The sequence below is a fragment of the Geodermatophilus sp. SYSU D01119 genome (assembly GCF_054049975.1).
This window is the reverse complement of sequence record NZ_JBJGYL010000017.1, coordinates 1-20,272: the sequence shown is the minus strand read 5'-3', so window position 1 is coordinate 20,272 and position 20,272 is coordinate 1. Positions and strand designations below refer to the sequence as shown.

Below are 20,272 nucleotides of genomic sequence, written 5' to 3'. Positions count from 1 at the left end.
AGCACGTCACCGGGTGCACGCCGTACCGTGGCCGACCGTGACCCGGGCACTACCGCGACCGGAGCCCGCTCTGCGGCCCGGGGCCATCGGCTTCCTCGACTCGCTCGTCATCGGCCTCGCCGCGACCTCGCCGGCCTACTCGCTGGCCGCCGTCATCGGCCCGGTCGTGGCGCTCGTGGGCGTGCACGCGCCCGGCGTGATGCTGGCGTCGTTCGTCCCGATGCTGCTCATCGCCGGCGCCTTCGCCGCGCTCAACCGCACCGACCCCGACTGCGGGACGACGTTCTCCTGGGTCACCCGGGCGTTCGGCCCGACCGCCGGCTGGATCGGCGGCTGGGCGATCACGATGACCGGTGTCCTCGTGGTGGGGTCGCTGGCCGAGGTGGGCGTCCGGTTCACCCTGCTCATGCTCGGGCTCGACGCGCTGGCCGACTCGACGCCCGCCGTCATCGCGCTGAGCGTGCTGCTGGTGCTGGTCATGTCGGCGGTGTGCGTGCTGGGCACCGAGATCTCCTCGCGCCTGCAGAACGGGCTGATCCTCGCCCAGACGGCGGCCCTGCTGGTCTTCGCCGTCGTCGCGGTCGTGCGCGGGGTGCGCGGTGACTCGCCCTTCGGCGGGCTGACGCCGGCGTGGGACTGGCTCGACCCCTTCGGCGCCGGCGGTGCCGCCCTGACCGGCGGGCTGCTGCTCGGCGTCTTCGCGTACTGGGGCTGGGAGTCGGCGGTCAACCTCACCGAGGAGACCACCGACTCGCGGGTCGCCCCCGGCCGCGCCGGCGTGTGGTCGACGGTGGTCCTGCTGCTCACCTACGTGGGCGTGGCCGTCGCCGTCGTCTCCTTCGCCGGGACGGCGTTCCTGGCCGCCAACGCCGACGAGGAGGAGGCGGTCTTCGCGCTGCTGTCCACCGAGGCGCTGGGCGGCTGGGACTGGGTGGTGCTGGCCGCCGTGGCCACCTCGGCGATCGCCTCCACGCAGACGACGATCATCCCGGCCTCGCGCACCGGCCTGTCCATGGCGCGGCGGGCGGCGCTGCCGGCGCGGTTCGGGTCGGTGTCCGAGCGCTTCCGCACGCCCGACGTCTCCACCTGGTGGGTCGCCGGCGTGGCGATCGCCTGGTACGTCGGCGTGCACCTGGTCAGCGAGAACGCGCTGTTCGACTCGATCACCGCGCTGTCGCTGCTGATCGCCCTCTACTACGCGCTCACCGGCGTCGCCTGCGCCTGGTACTTCCGCCGCCGGCTGGCGCACAGCCTGCGCGACGCGCTGCTCCTCGGCGTCGGCCCGCTCGTGGGGGCGGCGCTGCTCGCCTGGCTGCTCGTGCTGTCGGTGCGCGACCTGGCCGACCCGGCCAACAGCTACACCGGGCAGGCCTGGTTCGGCGTCGGCCCGCCGCTGGTCATCGGGGTCGGGATCATGCTGGCCGGCGTCGCGCTCATGATCGTGTGGCGGTGGCGCGACGGCCGCTTCTGGCAGGAGCGGCCCGGCGTCGCCCCGGAGGACACCGACCCGCTCGCCGCCTAGTGCGGGGTGCGGCCCTCGGCGAGCATCGTGACCAGGGCCGCGATCCGCTTGGCCCGCGTGGCGGGGCTCGCGGCCGTGTGCACCCGCCAGAGGACCGCGTAGCGGTTGGTGCCGTCGAGGGCGTCGAAGGCCGCGCGGGCGCCGGGTGAGGCGTCCAGCGCCGCGGCCAGGTCGTCCGGGACGGTGATGGTGGCCGGGCCCGCGTAGGCGCGGTCCCAGCGGCCGTCGGCTCGCGCCGCCTCCACCTGCGCGAGGCCGGCCGGGCGCATCCGGCCGGCGGCCACCAGGTCGGCGACGATGCCGACGTTCTTGGCCGACCACACGCTGCGCGGCCGCCGCGGGGTGACCCGGGTCAGGTACCAGTGCTCGTCGACGCTGTTGGCCCGGCCGTCGATCCAGCCGAAGCACAGCAGCGACTCGACCATCTCGTCGCGGGTCAGCGAGGGCACCCCGGCGCCCTTCTTGGCGAGCTTCACGTAGATGCCGGGCGCGGTGGCCGACTCCGCCTCCAGCCACGCCTCGAACGAGGCCTGGTCGGGGAAGGCGAGCACCGGCAGGTCGGTCGGCAGGGTCACGACGGCGATCCTGGCGGCGGCGGCGCGCGGTGCGCCACCCTGTGCGGGTGGACCGGGCCGACGAGCGCTACACCGCCGCCCTCGAGCCCCGGCCGGGCGGGCGGGTGCGGCACTGGGCCCGGGTGGCCGGGGCGTTCGCCGCCGAGCTGGTGCAGGGGCTGGTGCCCGCGCCCACCGTGCACGACGTCGTCGTGCGCCGTCGCGACGACGGCACGGAGGTGCTCCGGGTGCCCAGTGAGGACGGCACCGGGCACGTGCTGCGCGCGATCCGCGACGAGCTGGCCGCCGTCGGGCCGGAGGAGTTCCTGGCCCGGTGGAGCGTGCGGGCCGGCTGAGCCGCGCTCAGAGCTCCTCCCGCAGGGCCCGGGCGGCCAGGGCCAGCGAGCGCATCTTGCCCTCGGCGGAGGCCCGCGGGAGGTACTTCAGGCCGCAGTCGGAGGACAGCACCAGCCGGTCGACGTCGACGTCGTCCAGGGCCCGGCGTACCCGCCCGGCCACCACCTCGGGCGTCTCCACCTCCGGCGTGGACAGGTCGAGCACGCCCAGCGCGATGCCCTTGCCGCGCAGCGGACGCAGCTGGGCCGGGTCGAGGTGCGACTGCGCGGTCTCCACCGAGACGGTGTCCACGGGGGTGTCGGCGAGCTCGGGCAGGAATGAGTAGCCCTCCGGGCGCTCGGCCACCATCGCCGCGTAGCCGAAGCACAGGTGCAGGTGCACCGGGCCGGGCGCGCCCTCCACGGCGCGGGTGACCGCTTCGGCGCCGTACCGGCGGGCCACCTCGGGCCGGGCCTGCAGCCACGGCTCGTCGATCTGGACGACGTCGGCCCCGGCGGCGAAGAGGTCGGCGATCTCCTCGCGGACGACGTCGGCGTAGGCGAGCGCCAGCGCCCGGTCGTCGCCGTAGTGCTCGTCCTGGGCCTGCTGGGCCATCGTGAACGGGCCGGGCAGCGTGATCTTCACGGGCCGGTCGGTGGCCGCGCGCAGGAACCGCACGTCGCGCGCCTGGATCGGCCCGCGGCGCGCGATCCCCCCGGTCACCCGCGGCACCGGGATCGGCTGCCCCGAGCGGTTGAGGACGGTGCCGGGGGTGTCGACGTCGACGCCGTCGAGCGCGGTGGCGAAGTGGTTGGAGTAGGACTCCCGGCGCTGCTCGCCGTCACCCACCAGGTCCAGGCCGGCCACCTCCTGGGCGCGCACCACGAGCAGCGTGGCGTCGTCCTGGGCCTCCTCGAGCAGCTCCGGCGCCGGCCGCCACAGCTCCCGGGCGCGCACCCGGGGCGGGAACTGGTGGGCCAGCCGGTCGGAGTCGATCAGCCAGCCGGGCTGCGGGAGGCTCCCGACGACGGTGGTGGGCAGGAACGGCAGGTCGGCGGGCACGACGAGGAGTCTGCCCCGGGCGGCCGGGCGGGGTCCGGTGTGCTGGGGTGGGGCCGTGGCGGACAACTACATCGCGGAGCTCGACTACGGCGCCCCGGCCATCGACGACGAGGCGTTCGTGGCGCCGACGGCGGTGGTGGTCGGCGCGGTGACCATGGGCCCCCGGTCGAGCATCTGGTACGGCGCGGTGGCCCGGGCCGACGCCGAGGTCATCGAGATCGGCGAGGGCTCGAACGTGCAGGACGGCAGCACGCTGCACTCCGACCCGGGCTTCCCGCTGGTCATCGGCCGCGGCGTCACCGTGGGGCACCGGGTCGTGCTGCACGGCGCCCGGGTCGACGACGACGTCCTCGTGGGCATGGGCAGCGTGGTGATGAACGGCGCGCACATCGGGTCGGGCTCGATCGTGGCCGCCGGTGCCGTCGTCACCCAGGGCACCCAGGTGCCGCCCGGCTCGCTGGTGGCGGGCGTCCCGGCGAAGGTGGTCCGGCAGGCCACCGAGGACGACCTCGCGCACATCCGGCTCAACGCGCTCGCCTACTCCGAGCGGCTGCCCTCGGCGCGGCGGGTGCGGCCGATCGTGCGCGGGCCGCTGCCCTCGGCCGGCCACGTCCCCGGAGACGCCGCCGACTGAGCGAGCGTCCTCCGTCAGACGGCGCCGGCGAGGCGGGCCAGGGCGCCGCGGACCTCCTCCACAGACAGTGCCATCGTGGCGTCGCCGACCGACAGCTCCACCCGCTGCACGGCCGGGTCGGCGGTCGGGGCGGCCTCGGTCCACGTCCACAGCCCGTCCTCGGCCAGCCCGCGGACGGCGGCGCGGAAGCGCTCGGGCGTCGTGGTGAGCAGCAGGTGCAGCATCGGCGTCTGCGGCGGGTCGGGGACCACGCGCACGCCGGGCAGGTCGCGGACCGCGTCGGCGATCTCGCGGGCCCGCTGCAGGTAGGCGGGGAACAGCGGCAGCCGCTCGCGCAGGCAGGTCAGCGCCGACGCCGCGCCCGGCCACAGGCCCCACAGCGTGCCGCCGAGCCGGTGCCGCCACTCGCGGACCTCCGCGACGACGTCGGCCGGCCCGGCCAGGCAGCACCCGGCGAGCGCGCCGATGCCCTTGTAGAAGCTGACGTAGACGGTGTCGAACGGCGCCGCGAGGTCGGAGACGGGCATCTCGTAGCCGGCGGAGGCCTCCCACAGCCGAGCGCCGTCGAGGTGGGCCACGGAGTGCACGTCGTGCGCCCACGCGGCCTGCTCGACGACGTCGTCCCACGGCGGCAGCTGCCCGCCGAGGTCGCGCTGGGGCAGCTCCACCACCAGCGCGGCGGGCGGTTCGGCGACGGCGTCGAGGTCGGCGCGCAGCAGCAGCCGGTTGCGGTCGCCGACCGGGCGCGGCACCAGCCCGTGCAGGCGCTCCAGCGCCCCGCCCTCGTGCCGGAACAGGTGGCACTCGGGATGGGCGACGACGGTGCGCCGCATCGTCCGGCCGGCGTGCACGCGCAGCGCCGCCTGCTGGGCCATCGTGCCGCTGGGCAGGTACACCGCGGCGGGCTTGTCCAGCAGCGCGGCCACCTCGGTCTCGAGCTCCGCGACGACGCCGCCCGCGCCGTAGCGGTCGACCGCGGTGTCGGCGGGGACGGTGGCCAGCAGGGCGCCGGCCCGGACCGGCCCGTGCCCGCCCAGGGCGCGGTCGCAGGCCAGGCGCAGCGCGTCGAGGTCGTCGTCGCTCACGCGCACAGTCTCGCCGATCCGGTCCCGGCCCACCCGGGACGTCAGGAGGCCAGCAGCTCGCGCACCAGCGCGCCGACGGCGTCGGCCTCGACGAGGAAGCCGTCGTGCCCGTACGGCGAGGACACCACCCGCAGCGGCACCCCGAGCGCGTCGGCCACCCGCTGCTGCAGGTGCAGCGGGTACAGCCGGTCGGAGTCGACGCCGGCCACCACGGACCGCGCGGTCACCCGCGCCAGCGCCGCCTCCACGCCGCCGCGGCCACGCCCGACGTCCCAGGTGTTCATCGCCTCGGTGAGCACCAGGTAGCTGCCCGGGTCGAAGCGGCGGACCAGCTTGTCGGCGTGGTGCTCGAGGTAGGAGGCGACGGCGAAGCGCCCGTCGGCCTGCACGTCCGTGCCGAAGCGCTCCTCGAGCTCCAGCGCGCTGCGGTAGGTGAGGTGCGCGATCCGGCGGGCGATGCCGAGCCCGGCCACGGGGTCGGCGCGCACGGCCGCCTGCTGGGTGGTCTGGGTGCCGAGCTGGTCGGCGGTGACCGCCGCGCCCGAGGCGAGGAAGAACAGGCCGGCCACCCGGTCGGGCAGCGCCACCGCCCACTCCAGCGCCCGCATGCCGCCCATCGACCCGCCGACGACGGCCGCCCAGCGCCGTACGCCGAGCGCGTCGGCGAGCGCGGCCTCGACCCGCACCTGGTCGCCGACGGTCACCTCGGGGAACCGCTCGCCCCACGGGCGCCCGTCCGGCGCGGCCGACGACGGCCCGGTGGTGCCCTGGCAGCCGCCGAGCACGTTGGCGCACACGACGAAGTACCGGTCGGTGTCCAGCGGCGCGCCCGGCCCGACCAGCGACGCCCACCAGCCCGGCGTCGGGTGGCCGGGGCCCGCCGGGCCGGTGACGTGGCTGTCGCCGGTGAGCGCGTGCTCGACCAGCACCGCGTTGGAGCCGTCGGGCGCCGGCGTGCCCCAGGTCTCGTAGGCCACCCGGACGCCGGGCAGCACCCCGCCGCGCTCGAGCCGGACCGGTCCGTCCAGGTCGAGGAAGAGCCGGTCCCCGGCGGGGTCGCCCTCGCGCCACCCGCCGGTGCGCGGCGGGGGGGGGGGGGGGGGGGGGGGGGGGGGGGGGGGGGGGGGCGGGGGGCCGCCGGGGGGGGGGGGGGGGGGGGGGGCGGGACGCCGCGGCGTCCCGCACCCCCGTCATCACGCCCCCTTGGCGGCGCGGAACCCGGCCTCGAGGTCGGCGAGGATGTCCTCGATGCCCTCCAGGCCGGCGGCCAGCCGCACCAGGCCCGGCGTGACGCCGGTGGTGAGCTGCTCCTCGGCCGTCAGCTGCGAGTGCGTCGTCGACGCCGGGTGGATGACCAGGCTGCGCACGTCGCCGATGTTGGCCACGTGGCTGTGCAGCTCCAGCCCCTCGACGAAGCGCTTGCCGGCCTCGACGCCGCCGCGGATCTCGAACGCCAGCACCGCGCCGGCGCCCTTCGGGGCGTAGCGCTGCTGCGCCGCGTGCCACGGCGAGGAGGGCAGGCCGGCGTAGTGCACCGACTCCACCTCGTCGTGCGCCTCGAGGAACTCCGCCACCCGCTGGGCGTTGGCCACGTGCCGCTCCATGCGCAGCGACAGCGTCTCGATGCCCTGCACCACCAGCCAGGCGTTGAACGGACTGATCGCCGGGCCCAGGTCGCGCAGCAGCTGCACGCGGGCCTTGAGCGCGTAGGCGGGCGCGCCGAGGTCGGCGTAGACGACGCCGTGGTAGGTCGGGTCCGGCGTCGTGAAGCCGGGGAACCTGCCCTGCGTCCAGTCGAACCTGCCGCCGTCGACGATGACGCCGGCGATCGCGGTGCCGTGGCCGCCGAGGTACTTGGTGGCCGAGTGCACGACGACGTCGGCGCCGTGCTCGAGCGGGCGCACCAGGTACGGGGTGGCGATGGTGTTGTCGACGATCAGCGGCACGCCGTTGCGGTGGGCCACCTCGGCGACGGCGGCGATGTCGAGGACGTCGCCCTTCGGGTTGCCGATCGACTCGCCGTAGAAGGCCTTGGTGTTCTCGCGGACCAGCCGCTGCCAGTTCTCCGGGTCGTCGGGGTCCTCGACGAAGGACACCTCGACGCCGAGCTTGGGCAGCGAGTGGTGCAGCAGGTTGTAGGTGCCGCCGTAGAGCGAGGCGGAGGCGACGACGTGGCTGCCGGCCTCGGCGACGTTGAGCAGCGACAGCGTCTCCGCGGCCTGGCCGCTGGCCACCGCGAGGGCCGCGACGCCGCCCTCGAGGGAGGCCACGCGCTGCTCGAGCGCGTCCTGCGTCGGGTTCATGATCCGCGTGTAGATGTTGCCGAGCTCGGCCAGCGCGAACAGGTCCGCGGCGTGCTGGGTGTCGCGGAACTGGTAGCTCGTGGTGGCGTAGATGGGCAGCGCCCGGGCGCCGGTGGTGGGGTCGGGGCTCGTGCCGGCGTGGATCTGCCGGGTCTCGAAGCTCCAGCTCTGCGGGTCGGTCAACGCGCCGTCTCCTCTCGCTCCGGAGGACCTGCGGCGCACAGGTGCTCCGTCCTTGCCGTGCTGCGGGCGCAGCGCGGCCGGCTCTTCCCCTGGGAGCACCTCAGACGGAGGAGAGGTTGCCGGACAGCCAGCCAGGTACTTCGCGCTGTCACTCAGGAGCCTGGGGCGACCCTAGCGGTCCACCGCGCCGCGTCCAGCCCGGGGGGCTCAGGAGGTGGGCGCGCTGCCGGTCGTGGGCGCCGTCGTCGTCGGGACCGGTGCCTCGGGGGTGTCCGGCGTGGTCGGCTCCGGCGCCGTGGTGCCCGGGGCCGTGGTCGTCGGCGGTGCGGTGGTCGTCGTCGGTGCGGGGGTGTCCGGGGCGGTCGTCGTCGGCGCGGTCTCCTCCGGCGTCGTCGTCCCCGGGGCCTCCTCCGTCGTCGTCGCCGGCGGGGCGGTCGTCGGCGCGGGCGCCGGGGCCGGGGTGGTGACCGTCGTCGTGCCGCCCGCGGGGTCGGCGCCGGCGTCGGCGGGCTTGACGTAGAGGTAGAGCACGCCGAGGCCGAGGAACAGGGCGACGAGGACCAGCGTCGACGTGCGTGCCCGCCCGATGCGGCCGGGCGTGCGGCGCAGGACGCCGGAGAGGCCGAACCGGCCGCGGCCGGCCGGGTCGCCGACGGTGCCGTCGGTCCCGTCGGCCGGGCGGGGCGCGCCGGGGACGCTCACTGCTGCGCCCCCTGCCGGGCGGGCGCCGGGGCCGCGGCGGGCGGCTCGGGGGTGATGGTGAGACCGGCCCGGGCGAAGGCGAGCACGATGCGCTCGCGCAGGTCGCGGCCGACCTCGAACTGGCGGCCGGGCAGCGTGCGCGCCACCACCCGCACGTTGACCTGGTCGAGGTCGATGCTCTCCACGCCCATGACGCTGGGCTCGTCGAGCAGCAGGCGGCGCAGCCCGGGGTCGGCGAAGGCCGCCCGGCCGACGTCGCGCAGCACGTCGTTGACCCGGGTGACGTCGGCCGTCGTGGGCACCGGCACGTCGACGACGGCGCGCGCCCAGTCGCGGGACAGGTTCACCACCTTGACGATCTGCCCGTTCGGGATGGTGACCACCTCGCCGTCGGCCGAGCGCAGCCGCGTGATCCGCAGCGTGACGTCCTCGACGGTGCCGTTGGCCGGGTCGCCGCCGCCGACCACCTGGATCGAGACGACGTCGCCGAAGCCGTACTGGCGCTCGGTGATGAGGAAGAACCCGGCGAGCACGTCGCCGACGATGCGCTGGGCGCCGAAGCCCAGCCCCACGCCGAGCACGGTGGCCGGCGCGACCAGGCCGGTGACGGGGACGCCGAGCCGGTCGAGCACGTAGAAGGCCGCCACCGTGTAGACGAGCACGATGAGCGTCCAGGTGACGACCTGGGTGAGCGAGTGCCGGTGCTTGGCCGCCTCGGAGCGGACCAGCACGTCGCCGCCGGTGGAGCGGGCGTCGATGCGGCTGGTGATCCGGTCGCCGACCCAGCTGATGAAGCGGGCCACCAGGACCGAGCCGAGGATGATCAGCACGATCTCCAGGCCGCGGCCGGCGAGCCAGTCGAGCAGGTCGGTGAACGGTCCCATGCGGTGTCGGGTCCCTCCGGTCGGTCAGGTGCGGGTCCGGTCCCCATCCAACCCGGTCCGCCTGGGAGTGGCCTGCTACCGGGGCTCGACGAACAGCGAGGCCACCGACCGGCCGATGCGCCCGTGCGCGTCGTACAGGTCGGCGGCGCACTGCCCGGCCCCGGCGGGCCCCAGCGTGGTGACGGCGTCCATGCCCAGCCACTCGCCGGCCGGCTGCCGGAACAGGGCGACGACGAGGTCGACGTTGGCGAAGGTGGCCTGCGACCAGTCGATCTCGGTGGAGATGCCGCTGGCGGCGTCGGTCATGACCAGCAGGTGCTCCAGCGGCGTCATCGGCTCGCCCTCGACCAGCTGGCAGCGCGGGCGGGTCCAGGCGGCGGCCGGGCCGGTGTCGGTCAGGGAGCCCGCGGCCGCCCGCCACTCGAGCGCCCGGTGGTAGGCGATCTCCTCGGAGAAGACGTCGAAGGCCGCCGGCCGGGCCTCCTCCGGGCCGACGGCGAACGGCTGCGGCGGGGCGGCGGTCGCCGCGGAGTCGCGGGTGCGCATCCGCCAGGCGGTCAGCCGCATCGCGGCGCGCCCGCCGGCCTCCAGCGTCGCCTCGACCAGCTCGATCCGCCGTCCCGGGCGCAGCACCCGCGCGGTCACCCGCACCGGGCCGACCGGCACCGGCCCCAGCACGTCGTAGGCCAGCCGCACGGCCTGCCCGTCGGCGATCCCGCCGGTGCGCTCCACCGCGCGGGCGAGCAGGGCGGCCGGCGGGCCCGCGTGCTGCTGACCGGGGTCCCACGGGCCGATCGTCAGCGCGGTGGCGACGTACCCGTCGTCGCCGTCGGGCAGGTAGCAGGCGCGGGGCAGGTCCACGCCCGGCAGTCTCGCGCCGTGCCCCTCCCGGCCGCGCCGGGGGTCAGGTCCCGCGGTTGAGCCACAGCGCCGCCGCCGCCCACGCGGCGCCCACCCCGGCGGCCGTCCACCACAGCCAGCGGAGCGACTCCCCGGCGTTCGACAGCGCCAGCAGCGCCGCGACCACGCACACCGCGCCGGCCAGCGGCGTCGTCCGCAGCAGCGAGCCCAGGGTGTCCGGCCCCGGGATCGCGAGGAACACCGCGGCGGCGGCGACGAGCAGGAGCCCGCACAGCGCGCCCAGGTAGGCCGCCGTCACCCCGGCCTCGGCGGGCAGCACGAGCGCGCCGAGGCCACCGGCGACGCCGCCGAGGGCGAGCCCGGCCAGCAGCCGCCGGCGCCGCCGGGACCACGGGGGGCGGGGCTCCGGCTCGGTCATGCCCCGAGGGTGCCCGCCCTCCCTGTGGGCCACCCGCGCAGTCCGGCCTGCGGTGGGTAGGCGGCGTGGCGGCCGACGGCGGCTACGGTCCCCCCGTGGCACGCCGTCCCGCCGTCGGGTACCTGCTCACCGTCGCCGCGGCGGGGCTGTTCGCCGTCAACGGCACCGTCTCCACGCTGGCGCTGCGCTCCGGCGTCCCGCCCACCTGGCTGACGGCGATGCGCTGCGGTGGCGCCGCCGTCGGGCTGCTGCTCGCGCTGGCGCTGGTGTCGCCGCAGCGGCTGCGGCTGACCCGGCGTGAGCTGCCCTTCCTCGCGGTGTTCGGCGTGGTCGGCGTCGCGCTGACCCAGTTCCTCTACTACGTCGCCATCGGCCGGCTGCCGGTCGGGATCGCGCTGGTCTTCGAGATGACCGCGCCGGTCCTCATCGCGCTGTGGGTCCGGCTGGTGCGCAGGGAACCGGTGCGGCCGCGCATCTGGCTGGCGCTCTCGCTGTCGCTCGGCGGGCTCGTGCTCGTCGCGCAGGTGTGGCAGGGCGGGAGTTCGCTCGACACGCTCGGCGTGGGCGCCGCGCTGGCCGCCGCCGTGTGCCTGGCCACCTACTACCTGATGGGGGAGCGCGGCGCCGCCGACCGCGACCCCGTGGCGCTGACCTGCTGGAGCTTCGTGGCCGCGGCGCTGTTCTGGGCCGTCGTCGCGCCGTGGACGCCGTTCGACCCGGCCGTGCTCGGCGAGGCGGTGCCGGTGTCGCTGGGATCGGCGCAGCTGCCGCTGTGGGTGCTGGTCGCCTGGATCGTCGTCCTCGGCGCGATCACGCCGTTCTGGCTGTCGATCGCCGCGCTGCGGCACCTGCCGCCCACGACCGCGGGGCTCGTGGCCACCGTCGAGCCGGTGTTCGCCTCCGTCGTCGCCTGGCTGTGGGTGGAGCAGGTGCTCACCGGCTGGCAGGTGCTCGGCGGGCTCGTCGTCCTCACCGGCATCGCCCTGGCGCAGACCGCGCGGACCGCCGCGCCGCGGGCGGCGCCGGCGCCCGTTCCCGAGACGCCGGCGCCGCTCTAGCCGCTGCTCTGCGTCAGGCGACCTTCTCGCTGTCGGCGAGCCAGCCGGCCAGCCGCTCCATGTAGCGGGCCTGGGCGACGTAGTCCATGCCGACGTACTCCCACGGGTACACCTGCTCGGCCTGCGCGGCCGGCAGCAGCCCGTACGTGGGCTGGCCGGCCATCTCCTCCGGCGTCATGGCGCCGCGCAGCGAGTAGAGGATCACGTCGCTGCGGTACTCGGGCACCTGCTCCCAGCTCGCCGTCTGCCAGAAGTAGCCGTCGCCGCCGGGGTCGACGAACTGCACGCCGAGGTCCTGGTAGAGGTGCAGCGAGGGGTCGTCGAGGGCCTTGGCCATGTAGAAGCCCTCGTCCGGGTAGGCCGCGACCGGCAGCACGGTGACGCCGGAGGAGGCGGCCTCGGTCAGCGCGGCGGAGGCGTCCTCGTAGTCCTGCCGGGCGGCGCTGACCTCCTCGCCGTCCATGTCGGCGCCGAGGGACCCGGCGAGCTCCGCGGTGCGCTCGATGACCTCGGCGGCCGAGCCGCGCCAGGCGATGGCGACGACCGGCGCGATCTGCTCGAGCTGCTCCTGCTGCTCGAGGGACTCCAGGCCGTAGAGCGGCTGGGTCTCGTCCAGCGTCCCCTCGGAGTCGACCGGGTAGACGGTGGTGACGATGAGGTCGGGGTCGGTGGCGGCCAGCGCCTCCAGGTCGATCGCGCCGTAGCTCTCGCCGACGATCTCCACGTCGGAGAGGTCGCGGCCCTCGAACTGGACGTCGTCGGCGGCCGAGGTCTGGCCGAAGGTGGCCACCGGCGGGATGCCGTAGTTCCACAGCGACGAGACGACGTCGTTGAGGCCGGCGATGCGCTCGGGCCGGGCGTCGAGCTCCACGGTGGTGCCGAGGTCGTCGGTGAACGTCCAGCCCTCGTCGGCCGCGGCGGCCGCCTCCGTGTCCTCGGCGCTCGAGCAGGCGCCGGCGGCGAGCAGCGCCACCAGCGCGAGGGAGGCGCCGAGCAGGCGCGGGGGTCGGGACACGGGGTCTCCTCGCAGGTCGGGCAGGGGGATTCCCCTGCGGGCGGCGCACAGGTTAGCCTTGCCTTACACGCGGTCCGCAAGGGCCGTCCGACGGCGAGACGGAGACCTGCAGGTGACCACGACGACCGAGGCCCCGACCGCCGCGCTGCCCCAGTGGCTGTTCTTCGAGACCGTCGTCGCCCGCGTGGCGCCGCTCGGCCCGAGCACGCGGCGGATCACCCTCACCGGGCCGCGGCTCGCGGGGTTCGGCGTCGCCGGTGACGACCAGCGGGTCAAGCTCGTCCTCGCCCCCGACCCCACCGCGCTGACCGAGCTGCACGCCGCCGGTGCCGAGTGGTACCCGGCCTACTGCGCGCTGCCCGAGGAGCGCCGGCCCGTGCTGCGCACCTACACCGTGCGCGCGGCCCGGCCCGAGGTGGCCGAGATCGACGTCGACGTCGTCCTGCACGGGGTCGCCGACGGGCACGCCGGGCCGGCCGCGACCTGGGCCGCCCAGGCGGCGCCCGGCGACCGCATGGTGGTCATGGGCCCCGACCGGCCCGGCCGCGGCCGCGCCTGGGGCGTCGAGTGGGCGCCGCCGGCGTCGGCGACCTGCCTGCTGCTGGCCGGCGACGAGACCGCGGTGCCGGCCGTGAGCGCCATCCTCGAGGCGCTGCCGGCGGGCCGGCGGGCGATCGCCGTCCTGGAGGTGCCGCAGGCCGGCGACCTGCAGGACCTGCGGCTGCCCGAGGGCGTGCAGGTGCGCTGGCTCGCCCGCGCCGACCGCCCGCGCGGCGAGCTGCTGGTCCCCGCGGTGCACGCCGCGCTGGTCGACCTCGGCGTCTGCGCCGCACCGGCGCCCGCGCCCGAGGACGTCGACCTCGACACCGAGCTGCTGTGGGAGGTCCCCGAGGACCCGGCGGCGGGGGCCGGCTGCTACGCCTGGCTGGCCGGCGAGGCCGGGGTGGTCAAGCAGCTGCGCCGCCACCTGGTCGGCGACCTCGGCGTCGACCGGCGCTCGGTGGCCTTCATGGGCTACTGGCGCGAGGGCCGCGCCGAGAACTGACGGCCCCCTGCAGGGGCCCGCCGCCAGCGTGCGAGCGGCGGGGGCAGGGGGTCCTTCGACTACGCCCGGCGGGGGAGCCGGCGGACCGGGACGACCATCGGGGTGCCGGCGACCGGGTCGGGCACCACGCGGGCCTCGAGGTCGAAGACGTCGGCGAGCAGCTGCTCGGTGAGCACCTCGTGCGGTGTGCCCGACGCCACCAGGACGCCGTCGCGCATGGCCACCAGCCGGTGGGCGTAGCGCGCGGCCAGGTTGAGGTCGTGCAGCACGACGACGACGGTGCGGCCCCGCTCGGCGTGCAGCCGGGCCACCAGCTCCAGGACGTCGATCTGGTGCGACAGGTCGAGGTAGGTGGTCGGCTCGTCGAGCAGGATCAGGTCGGTCTGCTGCGCGAGCGCCATCGAGATCCAGGCCCGCTGCCGCTGCCCGCCCGACAGCTCGTCGACCGGGCGGTCGCCGAGGTCGGCCATGTCGGTCCAGGCCAGCGCCTCGGTGACCACGGCCTCGTCGTCGCCGGACCACTGCCGCAGCCAGCTCTGGTGCGGGTGCCGCCCGCGGGCGACGAGGTCGGCGACGGTCAGGCCCGACGGCGCCACCGGCGTCTGCGGCAGCAGGCCGAGCACGCGGGCCACCTCGCGGGTCGGCGTCCTGGCGATGGACCGGCCGTCGAGGACCACCTGCCCTGCGGCCGGGCGCAGCAGCCGTCCCAGCGCGCGCAGCAGCGTGGACTTGCCGCAGCCGTTCGGCCCGACGATCGCGGTGAACGAGCCGTCGGTGAGGTCGAGGTCGAGGCCGTCGACGACGACCCGGTCGTCGTAGGCCAGCCGCAGGCCCTCGGCGGCCAGGCGGACGCGCGGGCCGGGGGCCGCGGGGGCCGGCGAGGGGGCGGGCACGGCGGAGACGTGAGTCGTCATGCGGGGGTCCGCCTCCCGCGGACGAGCAGCCAGAGCAGGTAGGGGGCGCCCACGACCGCGGTGAGGATGCCCACCGGCAGGGCCTGCGGCAGGACGGTCCGGGTGAGCAGGTCGGCGAGCACGACCAGCGCCGCACCCAGCAGGCCGGACGCCAGCAGCGGCGGCCGGGAGCCGCCGGTCAGCCGGACGGCGATCTGCGGGACCACCAGGGCCACGAACGTGATCGGCCCGGCGGCGGAGACGGCCGCCGCGACCAGCACGACGGCGACGAGCACGACGGCGGCCTGCGCGGCGGCCAGCCGGACGCCGAGCCCGCGCGCGGTGTCGTCGCCGAACTGCATCACGCCGAGCACCCGGCCGGCCGCCAGCGCCAGGGGCACCAGCACGGCCAGCGCGACCGCCAGCGGGACCGCCTGGTCCCAGGTGCGGGCGTTGAGCGAGCCGACGATCCACACGTAGGCCGCGGCGGCGTCGTAGATGGCGGCGCGGGTGAGCAGCCAGTCGACGACGGCCAGGCTCATCGAGGAGATCGCCACGCCCACCAGCACCAGGCGGTAGCCGTCGACGCCGGACCGGAAGGCCAGCGCGAACAGCAGCAGCCCGGCGGCGAGCGCCCCGGCCAGCGCCGCGAGCGGGACGCCGAGGCCGCCGAGCACCGCGCCCACCGAGGAGGAACCGCTGACGACGATCGCCGTCACCGCGCCCACCGAGGCGCCGGAGGTGATGCCGAGGATGTCGGGGGAGGCCAGCGGGTTGCGGGCGAAGGTCTGGAACAGCGCGCCCGCCACCCCGAGCGCGAGACCCACGAGCACCCCGACGACGACGCGCGGCGCCCGCAGCTCCAGCACGACGAAGCGCTGCCCGGCCTCGCCGGCGCCGACCAGCGTGCGCAGCACGTCGCCGAGCCCGATCGGGTAGTCGCCGCGGCCGAGCGCGACGGCCGACAGCAGCACGACGGCGACCAGCGCGGCGAGCGGGACGACGACCGAGCGCCAGCGGAAGCGCGCCGAGAACGGCCCGGCCCGCAGCACCACCGTGCGGCCGCGGGGGCGCCCGCCGGGCTCGGGCGGCGTCGTCCCGCGGATCGTCTCGACGGTGGCGGTCACCGCGTCCCCCTCACAGCGTCGCCGACCTCTTGCGCCGCACGAGCGCGATGAAGAACGGGCCGCCCAGCAGGGCGAGCACGATGCCCACCTGCACCTCGCCGGGCCGGGCCATGACCCGCCCGACGACGTCGGCGGTGAGCAGCAGCAGCGCCCCGGCCAGCGCGGAGCAGGGGACCAGCCAGCGGTGCGCCGGCCCGGTGAACACGCGGACGGCGTGCGGCACCACCAGGCCGACGAAGGCGATCGGCCCGCAGGCCGCCGTCGCCGCGCCGGCCAGCAGCGTGATCGCCACCAGGCCGACCGCCCGGGCCAGCCACACCCGCTGGCCGAGCCCGCGGGCGACGTCCTCGCCCATGCCGAGCAGGTCGAGGGCCGGCGCGTTGAGCAGCGCGAGCACCAGCCCGGCGACGACGAACGGCAGCACCTGCCAGGCGATGTCGGCACCGCGGCCGGCCAGCGCTCCCACCACCCAGAAGCGGAAGGCGTCGAGGGAGTTGGAGTCGCTGACCAGGAGCGCGCGGACCAGGGCGTAGAGCAGCGCCGACAGGGTCGAGCCGGCGAGCGCCAGGGTGACCGGGGTGGCCCCGCCGCGGCCGGCCGCCCCGAGCAGGTAGACGGCGACCGTGCCGGCCAGCGCCCCGGCGAAGGCGAACCAGACGTAGCCGGACGGGGTGGCCACGTCGAGCAGCGCGATGGCCAGGACGACGGCGAAGGACGCCCCGGCCGTGACCCCGAGCAGCCCCGGATCGCCCAGCGGGTTGCGGGTGTGGCCCTGCATGAGCGCCCCGGCGACGCCGAGCGACGCCCCCACCATGAGGCCGAGCGCGGTGCGCGGGACCCGCAGGTCCCGGACGATCACCGCCTCCTCGGTGCGCAGCGACCGGTCGGTGAGGACCTCCCAGACGGTGCCCAGGGCCAGCGGGCGGGTGCCGATCGCGATGCTCGCGGCGCAGGCGGCGAGGACCAGGACCAGCAGGGCCAGCGTGCCGAGGACCCGGCGCCGGGTGCGGCGGGCGGCGACCGTCCGGGAGGTCGCCACGGTCGCCGCGGTCCCCGCGGGGGCGCGGGTGGCGCTGGGGACGGACACCGGGCAGCTCCGGACGACGGTGGCTAGGGAAGGCTCACCTTAGTCGCCGGAGGCGGGCCGGGACACCTCGCTCACCGGTGCAGGCTCACCGGTGGAGGCGGCGGCTGCCGGCCTGCCACTCCTCCTGGACGCCGACCTCGCCGGGCGCCACACCGGCCGAGACCAGCTGCGGGCGCTCGCGCAGGCTGCGCTTGAGCTCGGCGAAGCCGGGGAACCGGGCGAGGCCGACCACGTGGTCCCACAGCTCGACGGCGCGGTCCTCGGGCGGCACCCGGCTGATGACCGGGCCGAAGAAGGCGACGCCCTCCGGCGGCTCGAAGTGCAGGATCGGCGTCCCGACGTCGCGGCCGGTCAGCGCGAGCGCCTCCTCGGTCTCGGCCTGCACGACGGCGTCCCAGCGGTCCTCGTCGAGGGCGTCGGCGAGGCCGGCCGGCAGCCCGGCCCGCTCCAGCACCGGCTCGAGGTAGCCGCGGGTGCCGCGCTCGCCGGCGGTGCCGGGACGGTCGGGCTCGGTGTCGTGGATCCGCTCGCCGAGGCGCTCGTACAGCGAGCCGACCGCCGCCCGGCCGTGCTCCTCCCGCGTACGGGCGGCGACGCGCAGCAGCCGGAGCCCCGCGGTGTGGCCGGCCTCGTACTCGGGCGGGAACTGCGCGTCGTAGTCGACGTGCGCGTTGAGCAGCCGCAGCGAGATGAACCGCCAGTCCACCTCGTAGGTGCGCCGCGCGGCGACCGTCCGCACCCACCGGCTGGTCAGCCAGGCGAAGGGGCAGACGGGGTCGAAGTAGAAGTGCAGGTCGGCCACGGCTCCATGGTCACCCCGCACGCCCGCGCGTGCGCGTCGCCGGCGAGCGGCGGTCAGCGGGGGAGGAGCGCCTCGATCGCCGCCCGGACCTCGGGGGCGCCGGGCTCCGTCGTCGGCCGGAACCGGGCCACCACCGCGCCGTCGCCGTCGACCAGGAACTTCTCGAAGTTCCACTGCACCGGGCCGGACTTCCCCGCGGCGTCGGGCGCCTGGGTCAGCCGCCGGTACAGCGGGTGCGCGCCCTCGCCGTTGACGTCGACCTTTCCCGTCATCGGGAAGGTGACGTCGTAGGTGGCCGAGCAGAACGTGGCGATCTCCTCGGCGGTGCCCGGCTCCTGCCCGGCGAACTGGTTGCACGGCACCCCGACGACGGTGAACCCGCGCGTCCCGTACTCCCGGTGCAGCGCCTCGAGCTGCGTGTACTGCGGCGTGAGCCCGCAGCGGCTGGCCACGTTCACCACCAGCGCCGGACGTCGGCCGGTCAGGGCGCCGAGCGTGGTGTCCTCGCCGCGCAGGGTGGCCACGGGCAGGTCGAGCAGGTCGGTCACGGGAGCTCCTCGCGTCGGGCCGGGACGTCCCCTGACAAGCCGGCCGCACACCCGCTCGTTCCGCTACTCCAGGCTGCTGACGTCGTCGGGCACGTCGACGGCGTGCTGCCGCAGCGCCGCCAGCGGCACGATCTCCAGCGCCCGCTCGTTGGTGGCCGCCAGGACGACGCCGGTGGCCACGCCCCGCTGGTACGCCTGCAGCCACCGCGCGGCGACGACGCACCAGCGGTCGCCGGGCCGCAGCCCGGGGAACCCGTACTCCGGCCGCGGGGTGACCAGGTCGTTGCCCAGCTCCCGCTGCAGCGCCAGGAACTCCGCCGAGACCACCGCGCACACCGTGTGGCTGCCCAGGTCCTCGGGTCCGCTGCGGCAGGCACCGTCGCGGAAGAACCCGGTCAGCGGCTCGGTGCCGCACGGCTCGAGCTCGCCGCCCAGCACGTTGCGCTCGGTCGCCGGCTCACCCATGCCGGGATCGTCGCAGAGCGGCACCGCCCGCGCGCGGGCCCGGCCGATGGGTGGGCCGGCCGGGCCCGCGGTGGTGCGGTCAGGCGGTGCCGCTGCGGCGGCGCGCCGTGAGGCTCAGCCCGGCGCCCGCCAGCAGGACGAGCAGGGCGGCGCCGAGGACACCGGTGACGTCACTGCCCGTGTAGGCCAGCCGCCCGCCGCCGGACGAGCCGGAGCCCGCCACGGTGCCGGAGCCCGTCGTGGAGCCCGAGCCGGTGCCGGCGAGGACGCCGGTGCCGTCGCCCGCCGACGTCCACGTGCCCGCGCCCGCCACCGGGGTGACCAGACCGGGGTGCTGCGGACCGGGGTGCTGCGGGCCGGGGTGCTGCGGGCCGGGCTGCTCGGGAGCCGGGTGCTGGGGCGTGCCCGGGTCCTGCGGGCCGGTCGGGTCCGTCGGGCCGCCGGGGCCGGCCGGCGGGGTGCAGTCGCCCGTGCCGCTGCCCAGCAGGCCCAGGCCGACGCCGCACACGGTCACCGGCACGTCGACGTCGATGCCGCCGTCCCCCGTGCCCGGGGTCCCCGTGCCCGGGGTCCCGGTGCCCGGGGTCCCGGTGCCGGGGGTGCCGCCACCGGGTAGCGCGCACTGGCCGGCCGCGTCGCCGAGCAGGCCGACGCCGTTGCCGCAGACGGTCACGGGCACGGTCACCGCGCCCTCCGGTGCGGCCGGGGCGGCGCCGGAGGCCTCGGCGTCGCCGAGCACGCCGATCCCGTTGCCGACGACGGTCACGGGGACCGCGACGTCGGCCGGGTCGTCGGCCGGCGCCGGCCCGGCGGGCGGCTGGGACACCCCGCCGCTGCCGACCGCGGCGTCGTTGCCGCCGAGGGCGACCGGCACCGAGACGGCGACCGGGCCGAGGTCGAGGCTGAGGTCCTGGGAGACCGCGGGCAGCTCGAGGCCCGTGGCGGCGGGGGCGTCGCCGAGGACGCCGAGGGCGTTGTCGGTGACGGTGACCGGGACGACGACGTCGAGGTCGACGTCTCCGGGCTGGTCGGACGCGGCGGCGACGCCGGTGCCGACGGCGAGCAGGCCGCCGGTCAGCAGTGTCACGCGCAGGGCGCGGGTGGCCCATCGGGACATGGCAGTTCTCCTGACTGGGTGCTGGGACCCCGGTCCCGGACGGGACGGCGGGGGTCGTGCGCTCGGCCGGCGGGCAGCCGGCGGCGCGGCACTCAGTCGGGAGAGGTGGCGGGGTCGACCGGGTCGGCGGCCGCGGCGTCGCGGGCGCCGTCGGAGGCCGCCCCGGCCGCGGCGAGCAGCGCGGCGGGAACGGCCCCGGTCAGGTCGGCGGAGGGCTGGTCGCGGTCGACGCCGGCCCCTCCGGCAGCGGTCCCCGCGGTCGCCGGCACGGCCGGGCCGGCGGGGAGGGCGGGAGCGGGCGGCGCGTCGGGCAGCGGCTGCGCCGGCGCGAGGACGGCCGGGGCGGGCGACACGGCGGGGGACACGGCGGGCGACGCGGCGGGCGACGCGGCGTCCGGCGGGACGACCGCGCCGGCCGTGCCCGACGGGCCCGGGTGCGGGCTCACGGCACCCGGGCCCGCCGGGAGGGCGGCCCCGGGGGGGGGGGGGGGGGGGGGGGGGGGGGGGGGGGGGGGGGGGGGGGGGGGGGGGGGGGGGGGGGGGGGGGGGGGGGGGGGGGGGGGGGGGGGGG

At 76.9% G+C, this 20,272-nt stretch carries 23 protein-coding genes and 1 riboswitch; of the genes, 5 read left to right on the top strand and 18 right to left on the bottom strand.

Annotated elements, in window-relative coordinates; all coding sequences use genetic code 11:
- Positions 1-37 precede the first annotated feature (37 nt).
- The gene (locus tag ACI79X_RS14210) at positions 38-1,522 is read left to right on the top strand and encodes an APC family permease (protein WP_457026056.1); all 1,485 of its coding nucleotides are present in this window, start codon (positions 38-40) and stop codon (positions 1,520-1,522) included.
- On the opposite strand, the gene ACI79X_RS14205 is transcribed toward ACI79X_RS14210, so the two are convergent.
- On the bottom strand, positions 1,519-2,097 hold the full coding sequence (locus tag ACI79X_RS14205; RefSeq protein ID WP_457026055.1) for a YdeI/OmpD-associated family protein: 579 nt from the start codon (positions 2,095-2,097) through the stop codon (positions 1,519-1,521). The two genes, ACI79X_RS14210 and ACI79X_RS14205, sit on opposite strands and share 4 nt — an antisense overlap.
- Positions 2,098-2,144: 47 nt before the next feature.
- Here ACI79X_RS14205 and ACI79X_RS14200 point away from each other — a divergent pair, with 47 nt between their 5' ends.
- Positions 2,145-2,432, top strand: coding sequence for a hypothetical protein (locus tag ACI79X_RS14200; RefSeq protein ID WP_457026054.1), 288 nt, complete (start codon positions 2,145-2,147; stop codon positions 2,430-2,432).
- 7 nt (positions 2,433-2,439) lie between these two features.
- Here the strand turns inward: ACI79X_RS14200 and ACI79X_RS14195 are convergent, their stop codons facing one another.
- A complete protein-coding gene (locus ACI79X_RS14195; protein WP_457026053.1) occupies positions 2,440-3,474 on the bottom strand; it encodes a uroporphyrinogen decarboxylase family protein in 1,035 nt (344 codons plus the stop codon).
- A 55-nt stretch (positions 3,475-3,529) separates the two neighbouring features.
- Here ACI79X_RS14195 and ACI79X_RS14190 point away from each other — a divergent pair, with 55 nt between their 5' ends.
- Positions 3,530-4,108 carry a gamma carbonic anhydrase family protein gene (locus tag ACI79X_RS14190; protein ID WP_457026052.1) on the top strand — a complete coding sequence of 193 codons (579 nt, stop codon included), beginning with the start codon at positions 3,530-3,532 and terminating at the stop codon, positions 4,106-4,108.
- A gap of 14 nt (positions 4,109-4,122) precedes the next feature.
- Here the strand turns inward: ACI79X_RS14190 and ACI79X_RS14185 are convergent, their stop codons facing one another.
- The 7 genes from ACI79X_RS14185 to ACI79X_RS14155 form a co-directional block, all read right to left on the bottom strand.
- Positions 4,123-5,193 (bottom strand): threonine aldolase family protein, encoded by a 1,071-nt coding sequence (locus ACI79X_RS14185; protein ID WP_457026051.1) that lies wholly within the window; start codon positions 5,191-5,193, stop codon positions 4,123-4,125.
- A 41-nt stretch (positions 5,194-5,234) separates the two neighbouring features.
- Positions 5,235-6,221 (bottom strand): homoserine O-acetyltransferase MetX, encoded by a 987-nt coding sequence (gene metX / locus ACI79X_RS14180; protein ID WP_457026135.1) that lies wholly within the window; start codon positions 6,219-6,221, stop codon positions 5,235-5,237.
- A gap of 165 nt (positions 6,222-6,386) precedes the next feature.
- Positions 6,387-7,679 carry a bifunctional o-acetylhomoserine/o-acetylserine sulfhydrylase gene (locus ACI79X_RS14175; RefSeq protein WP_457026050.1) on the bottom strand — a complete coding sequence of 431 codons (1,293 nt, stop codon included), beginning with the start codon at positions 7,677-7,679 and terminating at the stop codon, positions 6,387-6,389.
- Between the two features lie 43 nt (positions 7,680-7,722).
- Positions 7,723-7,839: riboswitch (SAM riboswitch) on the bottom strand.
- 47 nt (positions 7,840-7,886) lie between these two features.
- Positions 7,887-8,381: a hypothetical protein gene (locus tag ACI79X_RS14170; RefSeq protein WP_457026049.1), complete on the bottom strand. Its 495-nt coding sequence runs from the start codon at positions 8,379-8,381 to the stop codon at positions 7,887-7,889.
- Complete coding sequence (locus tag ACI79X_RS14165) at positions 8,378-9,265, bottom strand: mechanosensitive ion channel family protein (RefSeq protein WP_457026048.1); 888 nt, start codon at positions 9,263-9,265, stop codon at positions 8,378-8,380. Before ACI79X_RS14165 ends, ACI79X_RS14170 begins: the two co-directional genes overlap by 4 nt.
- Before the next feature lie 75 nt (positions 9,266-9,340).
- Positions 9,341-10,126: a thioesterase family protein gene (locus tag ACI79X_RS14160; RefSeq protein WP_457026047.1), complete on the bottom strand. Its 786-nt coding sequence runs from the start codon at positions 10,124-10,126 to the stop codon at positions 9,341-9,343.
- A 43-nt stretch (positions 10,127-10,169) separates the two neighbouring features.
- Positions 10,170-10,544: a hypothetical protein gene (locus tag ACI79X_RS14155; RefSeq protein ID WP_457026046.1), complete on the bottom strand. Its 375-nt coding sequence runs from the start codon at positions 10,542-10,544 to the stop codon at positions 10,170-10,172.
- Positions 10,545-10,639: 95 nt separating this feature from the next.
- On the opposite strand from ACI79X_RS14155, the gene ACI79X_RS14150 reads away from it, so the two are divergent.
- Positions 10,640-11,602, top strand: coding sequence for an EamA family transporter (locus tag ACI79X_RS14150; protein ID WP_457026045.1), 963 nt, complete (start codon positions 10,640-10,642; stop codon positions 11,600-11,602).
- Between the two features lie 13 nt (positions 11,603-11,615).
- On the opposite strand, the gene ACI79X_RS14145 is transcribed toward ACI79X_RS14150, so the two are convergent.
- The gene (locus tag ACI79X_RS14145; RefSeq protein ID WP_457026044.1) at positions 11,616-12,617 is read right to left on the bottom strand and encodes an ABC transporter substrate-binding protein; all 1,002 of its coding nucleotides are present in this window, start codon (positions 12,615-12,617) and stop codon (positions 11,616-11,618) included.
- Between the two features lie 112 nt (positions 12,618-12,729).
- Here ACI79X_RS14145 and ACI79X_RS14140 point away from each other — a divergent pair, with 112 nt between their 5' ends.
- Positions 12,730-13,662, top strand: coding sequence for a siderophore-interacting protein (locus ACI79X_RS14140; RefSeq protein WP_457026043.1), 933 nt, complete (start codon positions 12,730-12,732; stop codon positions 13,660-13,662).
- 59 nt (positions 13,663-13,721) lie between these two features.
- Here ACI79X_RS14140 and ACI79X_RS14135 read toward each other — a convergent pair whose 3' ends face one another.
- The 8 genes from ACI79X_RS14135 to ACI79X_RS14100 all read right to left on the bottom strand — a co-directional run bounded on the left by ACI79X_RS14135 (position 13,722) and on the right by ACI79X_RS14100 (position 20,066).
- Positions 13,722-14,576, bottom strand: a complete 855-nt coding sequence (locus ACI79X_RS14135; protein ID WP_457026042.1) for an ABC transporter ATP-binding protein — start codon at positions 14,574-14,576, stop codon at positions 13,722-13,724.
- Positions 14,573-15,682, bottom strand: a complete 1,110-nt coding sequence (locus ACI79X_RS14130; protein ID WP_457026041.1) for a FecCD family ABC transporter permease — start codon at positions 15,680-15,682, stop codon at positions 14,573-14,575. The genes ACI79X_RS14135 and ACI79X_RS14130 overlap by 4 nt, the downstream gene beginning before the upstream one ends.
- A 10-nt stretch (positions 15,683-15,692) precedes the next feature.
- Positions 15,693-16,769, bottom strand: coding sequence for a FecCD family ABC transporter permease (locus tag ACI79X_RS14125; RefSeq protein WP_457026040.1), 1,077 nt, complete (start codon positions 16,767-16,769; stop codon positions 15,693-15,695).
- An 85-nt stretch (positions 16,770-16,854) separates the two neighbouring features.
- Entirely contained in the window at positions 16,855-17,571 is a 717-nt protein-coding gene (locus ACI79X_RS14120) for a mycothiol-dependent nitroreductase Rv2466c family protein (protein ID WP_457026039.1), read from the bottom strand.
- 53 nt (positions 17,572-17,624) lie between these two features.
- Positions 17,625-18,119, bottom strand: coding sequence for a glutathione peroxidase (locus ACI79X_RS14115; protein ID WP_457026038.1), 495 nt, complete (start codon positions 18,117-18,119; stop codon positions 17,625-17,627).
- Positions 18,120-18,182: 63 nt separating this feature from the next.
- Positions 18,183-18,584, bottom strand: coding sequence for a DUF2237 family protein (locus ACI79X_RS14110; protein WP_457026037.1), 402 nt, complete (start codon positions 18,582-18,584; stop codon positions 18,183-18,185).
- 79 nt (positions 18,585-18,663) lie between these two features.
- A complete protein-coding gene (locus ACI79X_RS14105; protein WP_457026036.1) occupies positions 18,664-19,701 on the bottom strand; it encodes a hypothetical protein in 1,038 nt (345 codons plus the stop codon).
- 92 nt (positions 19,702-19,793) lie between these two features.
- Entirely contained in the window at positions 19,794-20,066 is a 273-nt protein-coding gene (locus ACI79X_RS14100) for a hypothetical protein (protein WP_457026035.1), read from the bottom strand.
- Between the last annotated feature and the right edge of the window lie 206 nt (positions 20,067-20,272).